This is a genomic window from Pseudomonas sp. Pmew2 (assembly GCF_058129885.1).
This window is the reverse complement of the sequence record NZ_CM176702.1, coordinates 5154274-5175265: the sequence shown is the minus strand read 5'-3', so window position 1 is coordinate 5175265 and position 20992 is coordinate 5154274. Positions and strand designations below refer to the sequence as shown.

Here is a 20992-nt window from a genome sequence, read left to right as displayed (position 1 = left end):
ATAACAATCTCCCTCAGCCGTTACGACCATTTAATGCTAGCGGAACGAGTTTCGGCGTTTACGTAAATCAGTAAGCCTCTGTTTTATCGGGTGCCTTGTATATCTGATAAGCCGAGTTAGGTGAATCCGTGACCGCTTCAAAATGGGTGTGAATGTATTCTTCAATCCATCGATGCGAATTTGAGAATCTGAGTTCTTCTCGTCCATCCATCGCCATGTTGAAGACTAATGCGAAACCGGGATCAGCCTTCTTTATGCGTTGAATTTCAGCTCGTTGAAAAGCCTCGCTTCGAGGCGAGAGTGCGTAAATTTCCCAGAGCGGCGCATCGCGCCCCAGCAAGGGATAAGCTCCCGGCCAGAAAGGTAACACCAGTACGCTTCTGCCCGCTGGAGCATAGCGATCGGTCAGATCCCTCAGAAGATGTACCGCTTCAGCCGTGCTGGGGTCCATGGACAGGCTCGATCCGGACACCTCTACCGAGGTCCATCCGTCTTGGGTGCGAGCAAGGACCCCGGGTTGCCAAGCGGCAAGAATGAATAAACTGACGACACTCGTAAGCAGGGCCAGTGCCCACTTTAAAGTTTCTGAGTGAAGTGTCCCTAGAGTAATAAAGATACCCAAGAGTAAAGGGTATATTCCCTGTGCGAGATGTCCCACGTCTGCTCGGGCGAAGGCATAGTGAGCATAAGGCAGCGTTGCGCAGGCAACGGCCACAAGTCCTGGAGGCACAGCGCGCCCCTTGATTCGCTCTTTGAATACCCACGCCAGTGCACCACTTCCAAATACTATCAACCCCATGAAGCACAGCCCGATCAGGAACCATCTTGTTTCGATGACGACTCCGGCAGTACCAAAACCCACCGTCCAGGGCCAAGGTATCGGAAGAGGTAAGTTCGTATTACCCTGCTCAAGCATGAAAACAATCGTATCGATGAACGCTGTAAAGTAGCCTGGTATAAAAAGGCACATGGCTAATACGGGAAGATAGCCAACTACTACACCCGCGGCCCAAGCCGCAGCGCCAGTCAAGCGGTTCTCGGGCGTCGGTGATTTAATTGCCAGCCAACCCATGGCTATCAGACTTGCCACAGCGGCATACACACCGTGGTTACGGCCGAACACGGCAGCGAGGCCGACGATGGCGCCGAGAAAAAAATAACGTTTTGTGTAAGGACTCAACAGCAGATAAGTTAGGCTGGCGACTATGATCATCGAGAGGGACATGTCAATGATCTTATGCCGCGGATACATCCAGGCCATGAGTGTGATAGCCGCGATGCACAGATAAGCAAGTCTTCTTGTCGTGTTAGATCTTAGCGCGATGGAAATTGTCCAGAGCCCTGCATAGACACCTAGCAGTTGAAACACTGCAACGGCTGCACGCAGGGCTACGATGCCTGTGTCACCCATAAGCGCAAAGAATCCCGCGGACCAGTAGTAGCGACCTGGGTCATAGGCCATGAAATCTCGAACTGGTACTTCTCCTTTGATGATCTGTTGAGCGCCGTACCACAGGTACCCTTCATCCCAAAGGTTAAATCCATCATGGCCCTGCCACAGAAAATTCCCCACGACAAAAGTAGCCGATATCAATAGCAGCATAAAGCTGTTTAGGGTTCGCTCTTTTGTTGCATTGTCCATAGTTTTCGGCCTTGAAGGTATAGCTGTCGTAAGGAGGCGAAGTGCTTTCTGGTTATTTGATGACTAGCAAGACTTTAGATTGACATAGGCTAGACGAGTTTTCTCCTGGTATTTCTAAAACCACGCTGTAGCCGCCTGATTCAAATGAAGACAGGTCTGCTTTGAATGAGAATCCGGACTTCAGAAGTTTATCGTTTTTGAATGCCTTTACCAAATCGGGACGATCAATAATGATCGGGTCTTTGAACGTGTCGGGAGCGCCTTTGTAGCCCGTCAGGCGGAGCCTGATTTCTTTGGGGGCTTCATTTTTTAATGGGTCGAAAGCCCACCCATTAAATTCAACCACTTCTCGATTGACGTAGATGCTCGCCCCTGTTTTTCCCGCGATCGAATCAATATTGCATTTGTCGAATGAATAGTGAGTGACTTTGGCATTTGGCGAGCTTGATGCATTATCTGATTTCTTATCACACCCAGAGATGATGGCTGATAGAAGGGTAAGAAAACAGATGGCCGTAAGGGTTTTGTACATGGTTTTTCCTTAGAGATATAGGGGTTGGAGTATGGGTTTATAAACGAGCCAACTTTTTTGCACATCTCGAATCCTGAACGGCCAATCCAAAGCAGTTGGTGCTTCTCCCTTGGGCATTGGCAGTAGTGTAGACGCATCAAGGTTTTATGGGGTTGCACGCTCTTCAAGGTGAAATACAGAGTGTGTGGGATCTACGTTTAGAATACTTGCACTATCGTGACGCGGGTCCGGCTGAAAAGGCAAGTTTTGAAAGGATAAACGTAACGGGAAGTGTCAGTGCTATCGCTGCCAATGGTGCCAACCTTGCATCCAGTTTAAGTTGTTCGACCCAGCACCAAAGTATGGCCAGGCTCAAGCAATACTGGAAAGCGTATATAAGCGGCAATAGAATGACTGAACGCAGTCCCTGATGGCTCTTGAACACAAAAAAACGATTCATAATGTAGGCTAGTAATATTCCAGACACATAAGAAATCGTATAGCTTATGTTGTAGGATAGGAACATTAACAGAACAAGATAGAGTCCGTATGTCAGGGCGGTGTTGAAACCGCCTGACATCAGGAATCGGGCAAAATCCTGTTTTAAGAATTTTGAAACAGCCTGATTCATCATCGTGCTATTATTCAGCGTTTGCGATGAGGGTTTTAAATTCTTCGTAATTACGAATGTAGTCCCCTGCATCATAGTAATGTGAAGCAAATACTAACAGCACAGCATCCTGAGAGTAGCGATACTGAATACCCCATGTCATCGGCGGCAGGTGGATGCCCTGATTCGGCTTGTCGAGAATAAACTCTTCACGATTGACACCATCATCCGCTACAACATGAACAGAGCCCTTTACGGCAACCAGAAACTGGTGACAGAGACGGTGCGCGTGCTCGCCTCGGGTCTCGGCAGTCGGCACATCGTACACAAGAAAGTAACGCTCGGACTTGAAGGGCACCGATCGCTCGAATTCGCCCGCCGACAGACTACCGCGAATATCTGCCACTTCATTCATGGTGTGCAGGGTAACGTTTTTCACCGACGTGGCAGTTACGCCTGGCGCGACTTTTTCCGGACGTGTTTCGCTACTGGCATTGACAGGTTTGGCGTCCACGTAACCAATGATCTTGGCCGGATTGCCCACGACTATCGCATTGGGTGGTACAGAGCGTGTTACTACAGCGCCTGCACCGACCATGGCGTTGATGCCGATGGTGATACCCGGAAGAATCGTGCAGTTAGCGCCCAGTGAGGCACCTTTTCTGATGATGGTTCGGGCGAAACTCTGTGGATAGACCTTGCTGCGTGGGAACAGGTCATTGGTAAATGTGGCGTTAGGGCCGATGAAGACATCGTCTTCAATGGTGATGCCGTCCCATACCTGTACGCCGCATTTCAACGTCACCCGATCGCCGATGATAACGTCGTTCTCAATGAAAACGTTGTCACAGACGTTGCACTCACTACCAAGGCTTGCGCCTGGCAGGATATGCGCGAACGCCCACACTCGCGAATCTTTCCCGATATTCTCGGACTCGCACAGCGCGTGGCTGTGAACAAAGAAATCCTTACCGCTGCTCATGTGTTTCTCCAAATCCCTCGATCCGCATCGGGATAGCCAAGGGTCTATTCTTTGTATTTTCGTATGTGCGCCATGCATAAGAGCCGACGATTCCCAATCCCAGCAGGTTTAAACAGCCGAGGAAGGTAATGGCCAGCATGATCATTGCGTAGCCGGGTACTTCAATCCTGCCTTCAAGCTTGGCGATCAGTGTGAATACACCGAACAGTGCCGCAAATGTAGAGCCGAACGCGCCGACGCGGGTCAATATACGAATAGGCATATCCGTGAAGGAGAATACGCTGTCCATCAGGTAATTGACTTTTTTACGCAATGTCCACGCAGAAGTACCGTGGACCCGTTCCTGTCGGGTATAAGTGACTACCTCGCGGCGATAGCCCATCCAGAATATCTGTGCGATGAGAGAGCTGTGACGCTCTTCAAGGGTCAGCAGAGTATCCCGAAAAGCCTTGTTGCAGGCGAACATATCGACGCCGCCTGGCGGGATTTCAGGAATGACATAGCGACGATAAAAGCCCCAGAAAATCTTTGACGCCGTACGTGTTGCCCATGGGTCCTGACGACCTTCACGTACACCAACCACAACGTCGATATCGCCGCGCATCAGTACCGTGTTCATTTCCAGAACCAGTTCTGGCGGCTCCTGAAGATCTGCAGCCATTACCGCAAAACGGTCGCCAGTGCCATGCTGCAAACCCGTACGGATCGCCATGAATGATCCAAAGTTTCTGGACAGCAGGATCAGCTTGGACTTGAACGATTGTGACGGCAGTTGTTCCCTGAGTATTTCGTAACAGCGATCAGGGCTGCCGTCCACAACGAACACGACCTCCAGATCGTGTCCTAGCTGCTTATCAAGCGCCGTCACAGCAACGAGCAAGTCGGGCAGATTGCTCTCATTACGATAGACGGGAATGACCAACGTCAGCAAAATCATATCTCCTTGGAAAAGTGCGCAGTGACCGCAGCGATGACGCGATTGACTTCTTCATCGGTCAGGCCAGGGAAGCAGGGCAGGGAGATGACGGTATCGCATGTACGCTCGGTTACGTCCAGAGCCACGGACGGAACCACCGAGTAAGCCGGCTGCTTATGGTCGGCAATCGGATAGTGGATATCAGTGCTGACGGACTTCTCTTTGAGCGCAGCAGCCAGAGCAGTCCGATTTTTCGCGCGAATCACATAAAGATGTGCAACGTAGTCTTCCGATACTGAGGCTGGAAGTTCAATATCGAGCCCGGCGAAGGCTTCATTGTAGCGCTTGGCGATCGAGCGACGCTGCTCGTTCCAAGTATCCAGATGCGGCAACTTGATGCGCAGAATTGCGGCTTGCATCTCGTCGAGCCGGCTGTTGCGACCGCCTGGGATGGCAATGCGATACTTCTGGTCCCAGCCGTACTGGCGAAGCTGCCGAATGCGTGCTGCAAGAGCGTCATCACCGGTAACCACTGCGCCGCCGTCACCGAGAGCACCCAGGTTTTTAGTCGGGTAGAAGCTGAAGCAAGCAATTGTGCCGAAGCTACCAGCCTGCTTACCATTGCGTCGCGCGCCATGGGATTGTGCGCAGTCTTCAAGAACAGGAATACCGGCGGCAGAGGCGATCTTAACAATCTCTTCAATGTTTGCCAGTTGGCCGTACAAGTGCGTGACAATAATAGCCGCCGGCTTTTCCTTGGCAATCACTGCTTCCAGAGAGTTTTTGCACAGAGTCAACGTTGCTGGATCGACATCCGCATACACAGGAGTCGCGCCAACTGCATGAATAGCGGTGCTGCCGTAGAAGCCGGCGTTTGCTACGGCGACAACATGGTCACCCACGTCAACGCCCAGACCCTTGAGGGCAAGTTCCAGTGCATCAGAGCCGTTCGCCACGCTGATGCAATGTTGCACGCCTACGTAGGCAGCGAATTCTTCTTCGAACAGCTTTACTTCATTGCCTAAAACGTACCAGTGGCTGTCTAGCACGGCCTTCAGCGGCGTGGCGAAATCAAGTCCAGCGTTAGCTTTGATGGCCGAGAAAAGCGGAATATTTTCCATTGGGATTTCCATGATCAGTGAGACAAACGGCTGATGAATTCGCAGACATCAGGCATTGTAAAAATTTTGAAGGTCGAGGTGACAGTATAAAGTTTCAGGTCGCATTTGTCGGGAGGCAAGGCTGCGGGAATAATGCCTTCATAGCCGCTGCGAAGGGCCGTCTTGTCAGACAGCGCGCTGGCGACATCTGGCCGCTTGATCTCTATCCTGATTGCACCGACAACTTTTCCGCCCTCTACAGCGACGACGTATTCCGGCGAACCTTCAGATGCCGGTGGCACACTCCAGCCTCTCAGCAGCCAACCGTCAGACGTCTTTCTAACTTCGTCGATGGTGCCCGCCGCGGCAGACTGTCCGAACGGAGTCTTGATGAAAAACTCGCCGTTGGTAACCGCCAAACGTTCTGTCAACTGCGTGGCACTCAGGGTATCAGTATTCGAACTTCTACCCGCACCGCTTGCCAGAACTGCTTCTGTGACTGTTTTGCCAATGGCTGATTTCTGAATGTTCTTTGAACTCAGCGTGTTTTCATTCCAGGCAACCATGTTCGTCCACGCCATCCATGCCGCCACTACGATTAGCCATTTCAGGTGAAAACGGCTTGACCTGACATCTCTTGCAGACGACGCAGAGTTTTTGGCGCGAGCGTGGCTCATTGTGGCAAATGCTATGAGCAAGGCCAGAAACGGAATCGTGACGAACAGATACCGACCTTGCGGTTGAGGCAAAGAATTCTGCGATGCAACCAGACTGAGCAGGGTGATCGAAGGGAATAAGCCCAACATCATGACCAGTGGCAGCAGATAATTCAGTAGAAATATCCGCTTCTTATCACGTGAATATAAGCGCGCCGTCTGGATTATGGCTGCTGTCACGAGCAAAATAAATAATAGCGCCGCGCCCATATAATAGGTCGACGGTAAAAATATGCTCATCCAGCCGGTAGTTGAAAAATAGCTCGTTAGCGTAAGGCTGAGCCACGGAAGGACATTTTCCATATTGAACAGATGCCCGGAGCACCCGATGTAACATGTTCCGAAACCCGCAGCAGGGTTGTTCTTGTGCAAGGCAACGAAGTCAATCTGACCGGATATCCCTGATATCTCACCATACTTCATTAAGGTGACAAGCAGCATGGGCACGGAAACGATAGCCGCAACGATTACCATCGTCGGGAGATGGCGTCTCAGGCTCTTGCCACCCCAAAGGTGATGTGCGACAAGCATGACCACGACGAAGACCAAAGCGGGCAGCAAGTAGAGCTTTGCCAGGAACATCAGGCCGATTGCACCGCCCAGGTACAGCGCGGCCAGCTTGCTGGGTGCTTTCAAAAAGCCTAGAAGCGCACTGATCAGCAGCGCCACACTCATCAGCCCGAATGCGTCGCTGTTGAAATATGAAAAGACAAAAGAAACCTGAGGAATAAGGGCTATAACAAGCGCTGCAAGGGCTGCAGCTTTTTTTGGCATTCCAGCGCGATGCGCAATACGGAACAAGGCGCAAATAAATACTGCGCCCAGTATCCAGTTAAAACATCTTGCAGCCAGGTAACCCAGTTCGCCAGGTAACATCCAGCCTAAGCCGTAAGAAGTAGCCAGTGCGCCTAAGACATGGGGGAAGGGCAGGCCGTGGTACCAGAACTCGCCATGTTGCCAAGTATATCCCGAGATCGTTCCAGTGAACGCTTGAGCCGGCTCCGTAGCGCCCGGCAGCGAATGGAACGTTTTCAGGTATTCCAGCAAAAAGAAGTGCGTTGACTCATCAGGTGCACCATTAAAGGCAATTCCCGCCGACCAAACCGCCAGAAGGATGAAATAGGTAATGGCCAGCACTCGTTGGTAACGAGTGCTGGACCAGCCTGTTTGATGATCTGAATGATTAGTTTCAAACACGGGCGACCCTTAAGGCTGCAGAAAATGTCACAGCGCTGTATTGAGTGTTTTTGGCAACTGCGATCAATTTTTGAACCTTGGAGGCCAAGCCAGACCGAAATCTTCGTGATCAAGGGTTAAGTTCGGGCTATAGGCGTAATCCACCTGGATGTTCGGCCAGCGATTTTTGATGTAGCGAATCTCATGCCCAAATCGTTCCTGTTTCTGAGGCGTGTCCTCTAGACCGCGCGTCGCCGATTCATGGTGGTACAACTCAGAGAAAGGTGTCCAGACATTGAGATACCCTGCTTCCTGAACCCGTAAGCAGAAGTCCACATCATTGAATGCTATCTTCAAATGCTGCTCATCTAGCCCGCCTACCTCATCAAAAGTTGACTTTTTAATGATCAGGCATGCGGCCGTGACCGCCGAGAACTCCTGAATTAGCTCCGCTCTACAGAAATAGCCATGTGCACCTTTTGGAAGATACTTGTGTGCATGGCCGGCAACACCACCTATGCCCACCACAACACCACCATGTTGTAGTCTGTTGTCTGGGTACCAAAGCCTTGCGCCTACCGCTCCTACCTTCGGCTGCAACGCAATGGACACCATCTCGCTGAGCCAATCAGGTGTAATCACCTCAATATCGTTGTTGATGAGACCAATCAACTCACCTTTGGCGATACGCACAGCTCCGTTATTGAGAGCAGAGTAGTTAAACGGTCCATCATCTCGAAGTACGCGAATATTTTCTTCCTGATCGATTTGAGCAAAGTACTCCAGCGATTCGGGATCGTCAGAGCCGTTATCAATCAGAATGATTTCGTAATTTTTGTACGTCGTCAGGCTTTTGATGCTGTCGATACACTGCTTGACCAATGCGTGAGCATTCCTTGTCGGTATGACAAGTGTCACAAGAGGCAGCGTTGTCGGCAGGTTGTAGTGCACCCGGTACTGACCGGTAGGTAGCAACTCTGTCGAGCCAATCCGACCTTGACGTTCCAAATGCTCATCTAGAGCTTTAACGCCCGCCAATGCAGCATAAGGTTTTTCGTCGCCAGCCATCGCTGTACTGCCAGCGTGTATACGCCAGTGATAAAGCACGCGAGGAATGTGAATAATCTGGTCGCGCTTGAGTTTTTCTATGCAACGTAAGGCCAGGTCATAATCCTGAGCACCTTCGAAGCCTACCCGGAACTGCCCTACCTCGTTGACGAGATCACGACGATAGGCTCCGAGGTGACAAATCATATTTTGCGAACGAAACAGGAACTCGTTCCAGTCTGACTTGAAGTAGGGCGAGCTACGGTTGCCTTCGGTGTCAATCTTGTCCTCGTCCGAGTAAATCAATCCTGCATCCGGGTTTTCGCGAATGGTGCGAGCAATCCAGTAAAGCGCATGAGCAGGGAGAAGGTCATCATTGTCCATTAACGCAACAAAAAGACCTTTAGCGACGCCCAGTGCCGAGTTGCTGGCCTGCGAGATGTGACCATTGCTGCCACGGAAAACAACTTTGATGCGCTTGTCTTGCGCCTTCAAAGATTTCAGGTACTCGATCACCGCAGGATTTGTCGATGCATCGTCAGCGAGGCATAGCTCCCAATTGGTATAGAGCTGCGAGCGCACGCTGTCCACTGCTTCACGCAGAAGATCCAGTGGTGGGTTATACACCGGCATGATGATGGAAATGAGCGGGTACTCAATCCAGCGATTCATGTGCTCGTTGATACGATTGATTTCGGCTTCGCCCAACGTGTCGTAATATTGGACCCATCGAGAATAATCGTGTCGATCGGGCACTTCACGCGTCTCGCTTCCGACGAACGCATGCTGAGCTTCACCTTGAACCCAGCGAGCCTGTGCGATGACACCTGCGAGTCCCCTGAGACGCCAGACTTGGTAGGCCTTCTTTGCTGTACTGGAAAGTCCGCCTCCTCGCTGAACAATCAGTGGAATCGACGAAGCAAGACGTTTTGCACGGAAAAATGACCTGGTTATCTTCCTCAGCGGGGCAGTGGCTTTCCAACTGTACGAAGATTGCATCGCGATGATATGCAGGTTCAGGTTGTGAACATGCGTATCTTTGTCTACAAGTGCCAGACGGTGATTTTCCTGAGCTGCCAAAATCGCAATTTCAAGCTCTGTTAACTTGGCCTTATGCTTCTCTTGCGCCTCTCGGGTAGCGGCATCAATATCCGCTAGGGCCTGACGGTGCTCTGCCTGAATCTGAAGGTTTGCCGCTTCAAGATTTTCCATAGCAATACGGTGGTTTTCTTGAATCGCCAGATTTGCAGCCTCCCGTTCCTCCAGCGCGACTCGATGGTTTTCTTGAGAGGCAAGCTGTGCAGCTTCGAACTCTTCAAGAGCCAATCTGTGATGCTCCTTGGCCGCTTGGTGCGCAGCTTCGAGCTCTTCGAGGGCTAACAGATGCTTGTTTTGCACGGCCAGATTCTCAGCCTTGAGCTCTTCCAGAGCCAGGCGATGATTTTCCTCTATCGCAAGGTTCGCTACCTCGACGGCGTCTAAAGCTGAGCGGTCTTTAAGATTCAATTCCGATATAGACCCAAGCGCTAGCTTGAGCTCCTCTTCCTGTTGAAGGAGTCGCCCAGCGACCTGACCTTCAGTGAATAAAGTGAACGTAATCTGTATTTTGAACGACTTCCCCGCTAATAGCGAATTGAGATCAATGGGAAGCACAAGGTGCGGGTCATTGTCCAATGACATAAACATTGTACTGTCGTTCAGGTCATTAACGAATGTGGTCGTGCCCGCAGAGTCGAGAGGTGCACTGGCACTGTCACGCCACGACCATACTTCCGAATTGGCGTCATAAATAGCAATTGCGTCTACCGAAAAGGACTGACGAATATTGGTTGGGTCAAAACGAAGTGCCGCGCATCGGTAGGTCGCTGGGACTGTGAACACTAAGGTCTGGCGCCCATCGTGTACAAATTGACTGATCGTCCGCTCTTCTTTGAAGTCGCCCGCTGCATCACCTATATACAGCGTCGCCAGTCTAGGTGTCTTGTCTCCCAAGGCCCCCATTTTCTGAATGGTCGCTTCGGGTGACCAATTAAGAAAGCTCACAGCTTCACGGCCAGTGACTTTTTCTTGGAACATGGCCTCTAGTAGCGCATAGCGGTTCAGCGCTTGCTCGGTGATTTCAAGGCCCGCACTGCCAATCAACTCAACAATAAAATCACGCCTGTTGATCATGGCCGTGCTTGGGTGAAAGGGGACTTTATTCGCTATCAGCAGCAGCAGACCCCGCATTAGCAGATGACCGAGTTCGACGCCTCCCTTCATTTCCCATTCGATATCTATGAGATGTGGGTTGCCTTCACTGTCAATAATGATGTTTTGTGCAACTGCGTCAATATAATGGCCCGGTAAAAAAACGTCTACACTGTCCAGTTCGGTAGTACTGCCTTCAGTGGCCAAGAGCTGGCTTAGGCAATTTAGATAGGTCTTCAGAAAAGGGGTAAACGTTTCAACTGTCCAGTCTTCGGTTGTTGAGGCTTCAAGAAATTGCAGGCTGAGCAAATTGCCTTTTGCGTAGCCATGCGCTGCAGGAAGGATGAATCTGAATGGGTCATCCAGGCCGTCTGCTGCTTCAATAGTGCTGAGACGTTGGTATTGAACTTCAATGCCTGCAGGGGTGTCGACGAAAACCGCTGCCTTGCAGTACTCTGCATTGCGCCCTGTACTGTAGTGATACGCTAGGACATTGCTGGGGACTGCGTCGTACGGCTGGCATGAAGCGACGACCATAAACGAATTCGCGAGGTCCATGCCCAGATGATTCTCGATCACCACCGGCCAGGCTTTTTCAAGATTAAATGTGGTGTTCGAGGGTAACTGTGGATCTTTCCGAGTGTTCTGGCAGGCCAATGCAGCAGCGTCGAAATTATTGGCTTTGAAACCGTTTTCTGTGATCAGAGAATTGGGGATCTTGTAGTCCGGATAAGGAGATAGAAAGCTTGATGATGCAAAGCCAGCGAGGGCTATTAACTCATCCAGACCTTTGCGGCCAAATGTCTTAGGTTGGCGGCCTACATACCGGCCCTCAATACCGTACATAGCGACACCCACGTGATCCTCTGGCGCGCCGGCAAAATATTTGAGGCCAAGTTGGTTCTCAATGGCAATAAACAGATGTCCGTCAGGTTTGAGCAGCTTTTTAACTCGTTTCAGCATTCCCAGTGCAGGATCTTCATCATTGCTGAACATGCTGGCGTATTCGAGTACGCCGATGAGCGTTACTACGTCAAATTGCCGATCAATCTTCAGGTCATCGAATCGTTCAGCAAGCACCGTGACGTTATCCAGATCACGTGTTCTGCTCGCCGCGATTGCAGCTCGGCGTGGGCTACCTTCCAGCGCGAGCACGTCAGCACCCGCTTCGCCGAGGTAGCGGCTGATCGCACCGCAACCCGCGCCGATTTCGAGAACTGATTTACCTTTCAGAAGATGCTCGAAGGGGCGAAAGATATTTCCGCGGGTGGAACTAAGGTGATAGAGCTTTGGCCAGTCGGTACAGTAGTGCGGAAGCTCGCTCGACAGCACGGAGACATCGCTTGCGTCACGAACGATCTTCGCCAGCTCATTTTCCGAGCTATCGCCGTCACTGTAGGCAATGCCCTGATAATCAGTCCGCACCCATACAGATGTGTCTGTATCACGGAGGTAGCCATATCTATCAAGCTCAAACATCAACACGTACCGGTTCAATTTCCATAGAGGCACCCAGGTCTATCAAACCCAGAAGCTTTGGAGTGGGTTCTACAACGAAATGTATCGAATCATAGCGCCGGTCGTGAGGCACGATGTCTTCGCTTTGCCGAGAGGCGATACCGATGGAGATGAAGTAATCACCGGTCGCGAGCGCGTTTCTGAATTTCACACGCGCTTTTGCCTGTTTGCCAGCGCTGCCTATCAGGCCTGTGCCTTCGCAATCCTGCATGTAAGAGTTGGTGCCGTATACGGTGACACCCTCTTTGGTCTTGATCGTAAAGCCGATAATCGGGTTGACCACTGTACGATTGAAGTGCAAGGCCAGATCAAGAACGATTTCCTCGCCCGATTCAACGCTGTTGGGGAACTCCCTTCCCGATGCATTCATATGGAAGTCGAGCAGTGTTGCAGCTCCATCCCCCCAACGGTACTCATGAGGGTTGTAACCAGGCCTGCTCGCGTACACGTCTTCATCAAAACGCAACGCTATCTTGTCGGTTTCCACTCGCTCGGCTTCGGCGAGGTCCAGACTCTTGTCGGTGATAGGGCTCTTCTCACGCCCGAACAGAAGGTCCGTGTAGCGATTGATGACCGGGCGCGATTCGCCAATCATCTCGATCCTGCTCTTTTCCAGCAAAATAGCGCGATTACAGTGAGTGACCACTTGCTCGCTGGAGTGCGTGACGAGCAGGATGCTGGTGCCATTTTCTTTCAACTGCCTGAGGCGCTCGAAGCACTTGGCCTGAAATCGTGCATCGCCAACGGAAAGTGCTTCGTCCACGACAAGGATTTCCGGGTCGACCTGAGCCTGGACCGCAAATGCCAGGCGCACGGCCATGCCGCTTGAGTAGGATTTGACCGGCTGATCAAGGAACTCGCCAATATCGGCAAAGCCGGCGATCGCGTCAAAGCGCTCGTCTACTTCGTCACGCGTCAGTCCAAGCACTGCGGCGTTCAGATAAACGTTTTCACGGCCGGTAAACTCGGGGTTGAAGCCCGAACCTAGTTCTAGCAAGGCCGCTACCCGGCCGCGCGTATGAATCTCGCCGACAGTCGGGTTCAATGTTCCGCAGATGATCTGCAGCAAGGTTGACTTGCCTGAACCATTGCGGCCCACGATCCCGACTGTTTCGCCTTTGCCGACGTCGAAGCTGACGTCGCGCAGGGCCCAGAACTCCTTGCCATAGGTAGTGGTCGGCTGCCCTGACCAACGCTGAATTCTAGGCACCAAGGCTTGTTTCAAGCGGTCGTGGGGCTTGTCGTATGTGTAAAAACACTTCGAGACGTTTTGTACGCTGATAACCGGTTGATCAGATGACATCAGCGAATCCTTTACGTGTTTTTTGGAAAAACCAGAACCCCATGACAGCAATTACTGCGCCAATCAAGATGGCGAGACCCAGGCTGTCCCAATGCGGGAGGTTGCCGAACAGCAGTACGCTACGGCTCTCTTCGATAATGTAGGTTAGCGGGTTCATCTGCAGCCAAGGGCGATAGACTTCAGGAAGCGCCGCCACCGGGTAAAGAACCGGCGACAGAAACAGCAGAACGGTTGTCAGAACCGTAATGACCTGCGCGACGTCGCGCAAGTACACACCCAGGGATGCGAGAAACCAGCTGATCCCCAGCGTGCCAAGAATGAGCGGCACCAGAATCAGCGGAAACAACAGCGCCGTCCAGAAAAGCGTGTGCGAGATCAACAGTTGTGCGATCACCAGCACAATAAGGCTGATGCAGCTGTGGAAGAGCGCCGAACCCAAGGTGATAACCGGCAAAATCTCCAGAGGAAACACCACCTTCTTGACGTAATTGCTGTTACTCATCACCAAAGAAGGTGCTCTGTTCGCACACTCTGCAAACAACCCATGCACGATCATCCCGACGAACAACAGAATAGCGAAGCCACCTTTGCCGGTGTCGACTCCAACCCAACGCGCACTAAAGATTTCGGAGAATACGAAGGTATATACCGCCAGCATCAATACCGGATTAAAGAATGACCAAGCCAAGCCCATCACTGAGCCGCGGTAGCGGCCAATGACTTCTCGCTTGGTCATTTGCGAGATCAATGAGCGGTTGGTCCATAGACTGCTGACTAGCCGCAAAGGGCCCGCAGAAGGAGTTTTATGAGGGTTCATTAAGCGAACACCTCGGCGTCTTCGAATACGACGGCTTTCTGATCTTTGGCGGACAGGGAGGGCGCTTCGCTGAATGGCCAGTCTATGCCCACGGTGACGTCGTTCCAGGCGAGGCTGCGCTCATGTTCAGGCGCCCAGTAATCGGTGGTCTTGTAAAGGAACTCGGCGCTTTCGGACAGTACGACGAAGCCGTGGGCAAAGCCTTCCGGAATCCACAGTTGTTTTTTGTTTTCGGCGGTAAGATGCAGTCCCACCCATTTGCCGAAAGTTGGGGAGCTCTTGCGCAGGTCGACCGCAACGTCAAAGACTTCTCCAGCGGTGACTCGGACAAGCTTGCCCTGTGGTTGTTGAATTTGGTAATGCAAACCGCGAAGAACGCCCTTCACCGAACGCGAGTGATTGTCCTGAACGAACGTTACAGGCCGCCCAACGACCTCTTCGAATGCCTTCTGGTTGAAGCTTTCAAAGAAAAAACCGCGATCGTCGCCGAAAACCTTTGGCTCGAATACGATGACGTCTGGAATGGCGAGGCGTGTTGCATTCATAGGTAACGTATCTCCGGGATGCTCATCAGGGTCTGCTCATAAGGCCCTGGCTGGGGCAGGCGTGTGTTAAAAATCGCCTGCGCCATGGAATTTGATTGCGCCATTAAAACGCGCTTTACGACATCGAGGCTCATGGGCGTCGAGTGCGCCATAGACTGCCCACCTGGGCGGGAAATGTCTGCGCTGGATAAGGGGGTAGGCCTGTTATTACCGAGGGAGCGGGGCATGCATCGTCTATTTGTAGTTTTCCGACGTAGGTTCCGACGATGAGCAACACGAGGTCTTCATGGCAGGACGGTTTTACGAATTGAAGCACGTCCGGTATCTGAGCTCATGGCCGGGTGGGTGACTCGAGCCTTGTCATCCTTGGTTGGGCGGTACAAGTGACCCCACGTTCCGAGGCTGGTTCCTTTCACCCCGGTTACACTGCCTTCTTTGCGCTTTTGATACCGAAAACAAAGGTCTGCACATTAACATAAGCCGCCGCTGGAGAACATTCGGTGTCCTGCGAAATTAAGTGGTTTCAATGCTGTGAACGATACCCGGCCACGCGGCGGCTAACGACCTCTCTTGCTTTGGGCACAGATGTTGAAAACCAGTATTTTCAGAAGGTTGCGATGCCTGATCACTGGTTTAATCAGGCTATATCGCGCTGCCTGGGCCAGATAGGATACGAGTGGCTAATTGACGGTCAACGCTTGCTTAGCATTGCTGTAAGGCACGCGATAATGAAGAGGATCTTGTCTCTCGGTCTCCTGCGGCATTGCGGTGCCTTGAACGCGAGCTTCAGGAACGACAGCCGCGTACTCACGTGCTTTCCCGCAGGATGCAGTGGGCTGTCTCCGATCAACTGGCCAATCAGCAATACCTGTCCGGCCCACCAGCCGTCAGCAATTTTTTTCAGTCGACTGATGAGTGGAGCAAGTCCGGTATTGGCTCCAACCTGATTGTTGGCATGTTGACGGTAGTCCATGCTGGAAACCGGATCGATATGCCATCGGAAGCCGTGACTGCGGGCAAATGCGTAACAGTACCAGTCATGCAGACTCACAGCCTGAGCTGCATCCCAGTGGGAAAGGAGGGATGACTTGAAGGCATCTGCAAGCCGGCGATTCATCACATAGGTGCAGCCGGGACCGGCAGCTTCGAACAGATAGTCCCATTGAACCTGAGGCTGAGCCTTGTCCAGCAGTACGCGCTGCCCATCCGGCCAGAATGCGGTGACATTGCTTGAATAGGCATCATGATGACCCGGCACCAAAGCCGCTACGGCGCGCTGAAGCTTGTCCCGATCCCAGATATCATCCTGATCGGAGAACGCTATGTAATCGAATGTCGAGAAGTCGACATCCCGGATCAAGCGAAAGAAGTTACGTGACGCTCCGCCAAATCGTCCGGTCGGCGGTAGCAGGGAGATATTCGTATGGTGCTGAGCGTAGTCGGCACACCATGCTTCAGTGCCGTCCGTGGAGGTATCGACACTGATGAACACGCTGACGCAGATGTTTGTCTGCGTCAGGATTGAATCAAGTTGCGCCTTTATCCACGCCATACCGTTATAGGCTGCCAATAGCACGGCTACCTTGGGAAAAACAGATGACATACTGTTCGCAGCCTTGCGGTATGGGATAGAGGTTTGCAGTCTTAGAACGAGCCCAGATCCAGCAACTTCTGCAGATACTGGCCATACCCGGTCTTCTTCAGCTTCTGAGCCTGTTCACCCAACTGAGCGGCCGTAATCCAGCCGTTGGTGTAAGCGATCTCTTCCAGGCAGGCAACTTTCCAGCCCTGACGCTGCTCGATGGTGTGTACGAAATGGCTCGCTTCCAGCAGCGACTCGTGGGTGCCGGTGTCGAGCCAAGCGAAGCCACGACCGAGAATTTCTACGGTCAGGCTCTTTTGTTCGAGGTAAGCACGGTTCACGTCAGTGATTTCCAGCTCGCCGCGCTCGGAAGGCTTGATATTCTTCGCGATTTCGACAACCTGATTGTCGTAGAAGTACAGGCCGGTTACGGCATAGCTCGACTTCGGCGCTGCAGGCTTTTCTTCAATGCTCAAGGCGCGACCGGTTTCGTCGAACTCTACAACGCCAAAGCGCTCAGGGTCGGAAACGTGGTAACCGAAGACAGTAGCGCCGCTGGTCTGTTGGCTCGCCGAGCGCAGGTTGTCGGAGAAGTGCTGACCGTAAAAGATGTTGTCGCCCAGGATCAGGCAGCAAGGATCTTCACCGATGAACTCTTCGCCGATGATGAATGCTTGTGCCAGGCCATCAGGCGTTGGTTGCTCTGCGTAGGTGAGCTGAATGCCATATTGGCTGCCGTCACCCAGCAACTTGCGGAAGCTCGGTAAGTCTTCTGGTGTGGAGATGATCAGGACTTCACGCATACCTGCCAGCATCAGCACAGACAGAGGGTAGAAAATCATCGGCTTGTCGTAGATAGGCAGCATCTGCTTGGATACGCCAAGGGTAAGCGGGTGCAGACGAGTGCCCGAGCCGCCGGCCAGGATGATGCCTTTACGATTAATGGTGGTCATTTGTTCAGAGTTTCCATGAGCATTCGGGCTACACCACTTTGCCAGTCAGGCAGGTGCAGGGAAAAATTGTGGCGCAGCTTTTCTGTGTTCAGACGCGAATTCAGAGGGCGTTGCGCGGGTGTAGGGTATTCGATCGTGCCAATGGGATTGATCGTTTCTACCGCCAGGGGTTCCCCGTTGGCACGGGCGAAATCAATCACATACTGCGCGTAGGCATGCCATGACACTTCGCCGGCAGGTGCCAAGTTGTAGATGCCACACAGCTCCGGCTTAGCCAGCGTTTGAAGCAGGGCAGCCGTCGCTATGTCGGCCAGCAACTCTGCACCTGTAGGCGCTCCAATCTGATCGGCGATCACATTGAGCGTTGGGCGATCTTTCGCGAGGCGTAACATGGTTTTGGCAAAGTTGTTACCACGTGCCGCGTAAACCCAGCTGGTACGGAAGATCAGGTGCTTGCAGCCTGAGGCAGCTATAAGTTGCTCGCCTTCAAGTTTGGTTGCGCCGTAATAGTTGACCGGCGACACGACATCGCTTTCTTTCCATGCGGTGTTGCCCGAACCGTCGAACACATAGTCGGTCGAGTAATGAACCAATAGCGCGTCCAGCGTGCGAGCTTCTTCTGCCAGGACCTGACTGGCCAAGGCATTGACCCTGTGCGCGAGCTCACGCTCGGTTTCGGCCTTGTCGACAGCGGTATAGGCTGCGGCGTTGACGATAACCTGAGGTTTGACGCTGCGAATGGTATTGCGCAGGCTTTCCAGGTCAGACAGATCGCCACAAAGTTCGCCATAGGCCGTCGATACGGTATGGCGGTCAAGAGCAACTACTTCACCCACTACAGCGAGTGAACGTTGCAACTCCCAACCCACCTGGCCATTTTTGCCCAGCAGAAGAATTTTCATCATTTATCGGCGCGCGCTGTGTAGTTCTTGTCGATCCATTGCTGGTAGCTTCCGCTCTTTACATGAGCAACCCATTCAGGATTATCGAGGTACCACTGTACTGTTTTGCGAATACCCGATTCGAAGCTTTCTTCCGGCGTCCAGCCCAGCTCGCGCTGAATCTTGCTGGCATCGATAGCGTAGCGCAGGTCGTGGCCCGGGCGGTCCTGAACGTAAGTGATCAGGCTGGCGTGCGGACGATGGACTGAATCCGGGCGCAGTTGGTCGAGCAGCGCGCAAACGGTGTTGACCACCTCGATGTTCTGTTTCTCGTTGTGGCCACCAATGTTGTAGGTCTCGCCGATCTCGCCTTCGGTCACAACTTTGTACAGTGCGCGGGCATGGTCTTCGACATAGAGCCAGTCACGAACCTGATCGCCTTTTCCATAGATAGGCAGCGGCTTGCCTTCCAGTGCGTTGAGGATGATCAGTGGGATCAGCTTCTCCGGGAAATGGCATGGACCGTAGTTGTTCGAGCAGTTGGTTACCAGGGTCGGCAGGCCATAGGTGCGGCTCCAGGCGCGTACCAGGTGGTCGGAGCTGGCCTTGCTGGCCGAGTAGGGCGAGCTTGGCTGGTAAGGCGTTGTCTCGGTGAAGAGATCTTCCGGGCCTTCCAGGTCGCCATACACTTCGTCAGTCGAGATGTGGTGAAAGCGGAAGCTGGCTTTGCGCACTTCGTCCAGCTGGCTCCAGTAGCTGCGTGCTGCTTCAAGCAGTACATAGGTGCCTATGATATTGGTCTGGATGAACTCCGACGGACCCGTGATGGAGCGGTCTACGTGCGATTCGGCTGCCAAGTGCATCACAGCGTCAGGCTGGTGCTCTTTGAAAACCCGGTCCAGGTCTTCACGGTTGCAGATGTCCACGTGCTCAAAGGCATAACGCTCGCTTTGATCGGCCGACTGAAGTGATTCAAGATTGCCTGCGTACGTCAGTTTGTCGACATTGACGACTGAGTCGGCTGTATTGGCAATGATGTGCCGAATCACTGCCGAACCGATGAAACCAGCACCGCCTGTTACTAAGATCTTCAAAAGAGTATCTACCTTGGGTTATGACAAGGCTCTGCCCGGTCCGTGGAAACGATCGCTGATCAGTCGCCGTCTTGAAACATCTGCCTGCGTTAAACATGAATGTTTAAATGACGTGGATGAGCGGCGGTAAAAAAACGACATTTTACATAGAAAAATAGACATCCCCATCAAATAATTTGAGGGCGTCTGCAATCGTGTAGCCAACCGACGGTGCCAATGCCTGAAACGCGAAAGCCCCAGATAATGGGGCTTTCGTGATAGAGGAATCTGCACTTGCCGAGATCCCGCTGGACGCTGCCTATGGCCTACACATTAAACCTGAAATGCATCACATCACCATCCTTGACGATGTATTCCTTGCCTTCCAGACGCCACTTACCCGCTTCCTTGGCACCGGCTTCACCCTTGAACTGGATGAAGTCGTCATAGGCCACGACTTCGGCACGAATAAAGCCTTTTTCAAAGTCGGTGTGGATGACGCCTGCGGCCTGTGGTGCGGTGGCACCGACGCGGACGGTCCAGGCGCGGACTTCTTCGACACCTGCGGTGAAGTAGGTCTGCAGGTGAAGCATTTCGTAGCCAGCGCGAATAACGCGGTTCAGGCCGGGTTCTTCGAGGCCCAGCGCTTCGAGGAACATGTCTTTTTCTTCGCCGTCATCCAGTTCGGCGATTTCGGCTTCGATCTTGTTGCAGACCGGCACCAGCATTGCGCCTTCTTCTTCGGCGATGGCGCGGACCACGTCCAGCAACGGGTTGTTCTCGAAACCGTCTTCGGCAACGTTGGCAATGTACATGACCGGCTTGGTGGTCAGCAGGTGGAAACCACGGATGGTGGCCTTCTCGTCGTTGCTCATGCTCTTCATCAGGCTGCGTGCTGGCTTGCCTTCGCTGAAGTGGGCGATCAGTTGTTCAAGCAGGCCTTTCTGGACCACTGCGTCCTTGTCACCGCCCTTGGCATTGCGCGTGACCTTTTGCAGTTGCTTCTCGCAGCTGTCGAGGTCAGCGAAGATCAGTTCCAGATCGATGATCTCGATGTCGCGCTTGGGGTCGACGCTGTTGGAGACGTGAATCACGTTCTCGTCTTCAAAGCAGCGCACCACGTGAGCGATGGCGTCGGTCTCGCGGATGTTGGCGAGGAACTTGTTGCCCAGGCCTTCGCCTTTTGAGGCACCTGCCACCAGGCCTGCGATGTCGACGAACTCCATGGTGGTCGGCAGGATGCGTTTCGGGTTGACGATGGCTGCCAGGGCCGCCAGGCGCGGGTCAGGCATCGGCACGATGCCGCTGTTCGGTTCAATGGTGCAGAAGGGGAAGTTCTCGGCCGCAATACCAGATTTGGTCAGGGCGTTGAACAGGGTGGACTTGCCGACGTTAGGCAGGCCGACGATGCCGCAATTGAATCCCATGGT

General features: G+C 52.7%; 17 protein-coding genes. All 17 read right to left on the bottom strand.

Translation table 11 applies throughout. The features are described 5' to 3' along the window. Positions 1–67 precede the first annotated feature (67 nt). The gene (locus tag AC4ANK_RS23970) at positions 68–1642 is read right to left on the bottom strand and encodes a membrane protein (protein ID WP_002552120.1); all 1575 of its coding nucleotides are present in this window, start codon (positions 1640–1642) and stop codon (positions 68–70) included. 52 nt (positions 1643–1694) lie between these two features. After that, entirely contained in the window at positions 1695–2174 is a 480-nt protein-coding gene (locus tag AC4ANK_RS23965) for a hypothetical protein (protein ID WP_002552121.1), read from the bottom strand. Between the two features lie 211 nt (positions 2175–2385). Further along, positions 2386–2787 carry a GtrA family protein gene (locus AC4ANK_RS23960; protein ID WP_003365666.1) on the bottom strand — a complete coding sequence of 134 codons (402 nt, stop codon included), beginning with the start codon at positions 2785–2787 and terminating at the stop codon, positions 2386–2388. Positions 2788–2794: 7 nt separating this feature from the next. Beyond that, positions 2795–3745: a WxcM-like domain-containing protein gene (locus tag AC4ANK_RS23955; RefSeq protein WP_002552122.1), complete on the bottom strand. Its 951-nt coding sequence runs from the start codon at positions 3743–3745 to the stop codon at positions 2795–2797. Then, a complete protein-coding gene (locus tag AC4ANK_RS23950; protein ID WP_002552123.1) occupies positions 3732–4682 on the bottom strand; it encodes a glycosyltransferase family 2 protein in 951 nt (316 codons plus the stop codon). The genes AC4ANK_RS23955 and AC4ANK_RS23950 overlap by 14 nt, the downstream gene beginning before the upstream one ends. Further along, the gene (locus tag AC4ANK_RS23945) at positions 4679–5782 is read right to left on the bottom strand and encodes a DegT/DnrJ/EryC1/StrS family aminotransferase (RefSeq protein ID WP_031596082.1); all 1104 of its coding nucleotides are present in this window, start codon (positions 5780–5782) and stop codon (positions 4679–4681) included. The genes AC4ANK_RS23950 and AC4ANK_RS23945 overlap by 4 nt, the downstream gene beginning before the upstream one ends. 14 nt (positions 5783–5796) lie before the next feature. Then, positions 5797–7674: a glycosyltransferase family 39 protein gene (locus AC4ANK_RS23940; protein ID WP_002552125.1), complete on the bottom strand. Its 1878-nt coding sequence runs from the start codon at positions 7672–7674 to the stop codon at positions 5797–5799. 63 nt (positions 7675–7737) lie between these two features. Then, positions 7738–12369, bottom strand: a complete 4632-nt coding sequence (locus AC4ANK_RS23935; protein ID WP_002552126.1) for a glycosyltransferase — start codon at positions 12367–12369, stop codon at positions 7738–7740. Next, positions 12362–13711, bottom strand: a complete 1350-nt coding sequence (locus tag AC4ANK_RS23930) for an ABC transporter ATP-binding protein (protein WP_460384324.1) — start codon at positions 13709–13711, stop codon at positions 12362–12364. The genes AC4ANK_RS23935 and AC4ANK_RS23930 overlap by 8 nt, the downstream gene beginning before the upstream one ends. Then, positions 13701–14528 carry an ABC transporter permease gene (locus AC4ANK_RS23925; RefSeq protein WP_002552128.1) on the bottom strand — a complete coding sequence of 276 codons (828 nt, stop codon included), beginning with the start codon at positions 14526–14528 and terminating at the stop codon, positions 13701–13703. Before AC4ANK_RS23925 ends, AC4ANK_RS23930 begins: the two co-directional genes overlap by 11 nt. Beyond that, positions 14528–15073 carry a dTDP-4-dehydrorhamnose 3,5-epimerase gene (gene rfbC / locus AC4ANK_RS23920; protein ID WP_002552129.1) on the bottom strand — a complete coding sequence of 182 codons (546 nt, stop codon included), beginning with the start codon at positions 15071–15073 and terminating at the stop codon, positions 14528–14530. The genes AC4ANK_RS23925 and rfbC overlap by 1 nt, the downstream gene beginning before the upstream one ends. Beyond that, the gene (locus AC4ANK_RS23915; RefSeq protein WP_460384327.1) at positions 15070–15207 is read right to left on the bottom strand and encodes a hypothetical protein; all 138 of its coding nucleotides are present in this window, start codon (positions 15205–15207) and stop codon (positions 15070–15072) included. The genes rfbC and AC4ANK_RS23915 overlap by 4 nt, the downstream gene beginning before the upstream one ends. A gap of 557 nt (positions 15208–15764) precedes the next feature. Next, positions 15765–16676, bottom strand: a complete 912-nt coding sequence (locus AC4ANK_RS23910) for a glycosyltransferase family 2 protein (protein WP_460384329.1) — start codon at positions 16674–16676, stop codon at positions 15765–15767. A 41-nt stretch (positions 16677–16717) separates the two neighbouring features. Continuing rightward, positions 16718–17608 (bottom strand): glucose-1-phosphate thymidylyltransferase RfbA, encoded by an 891-nt coding sequence (rfbA, locus tag AC4ANK_RS23905; RefSeq protein WP_002552131.1) that lies wholly within the window; start codon positions 17606–17608, stop codon positions 16718–16720. After that, on the bottom strand, positions 17605–18510 hold the full coding sequence (gene rfbD, locus AC4ANK_RS23900; protein ID WP_002552132.1) for a dTDP-4-dehydrorhamnose reductase: 906 nt from the start codon (positions 18508–18510) through the stop codon (positions 17605–17607). Before rfbD ends, rfbA begins: the two co-directional genes overlap by 4 nt. Next, complete coding sequence (rfbB, locus tag AC4ANK_RS23895; protein WP_002552133.1) at positions 18510–19583, bottom strand: dTDP-glucose 4,6-dehydratase; 1074 nt, start codon at positions 19581–19583, stop codon at positions 18510–18512. Before rfbB ends, rfbD begins: the two co-directional genes overlap by 1 nt. A gap of 305 nt (positions 19584–19888) precedes the next feature. Continuing rightward, positions 19889–20989 carry a redox-regulated ATPase YchF gene (gene ychF / locus AC4ANK_RS23890; RefSeq protein ID WP_004663905.1) on the bottom strand — a complete coding sequence of 367 codons (1101 nt, stop codon included), beginning with the start codon at positions 20987–20989 and terminating at the stop codon, positions 19889–19891. Between the last annotated feature and the right edge of the window lie 3 nt (positions 20990–20992).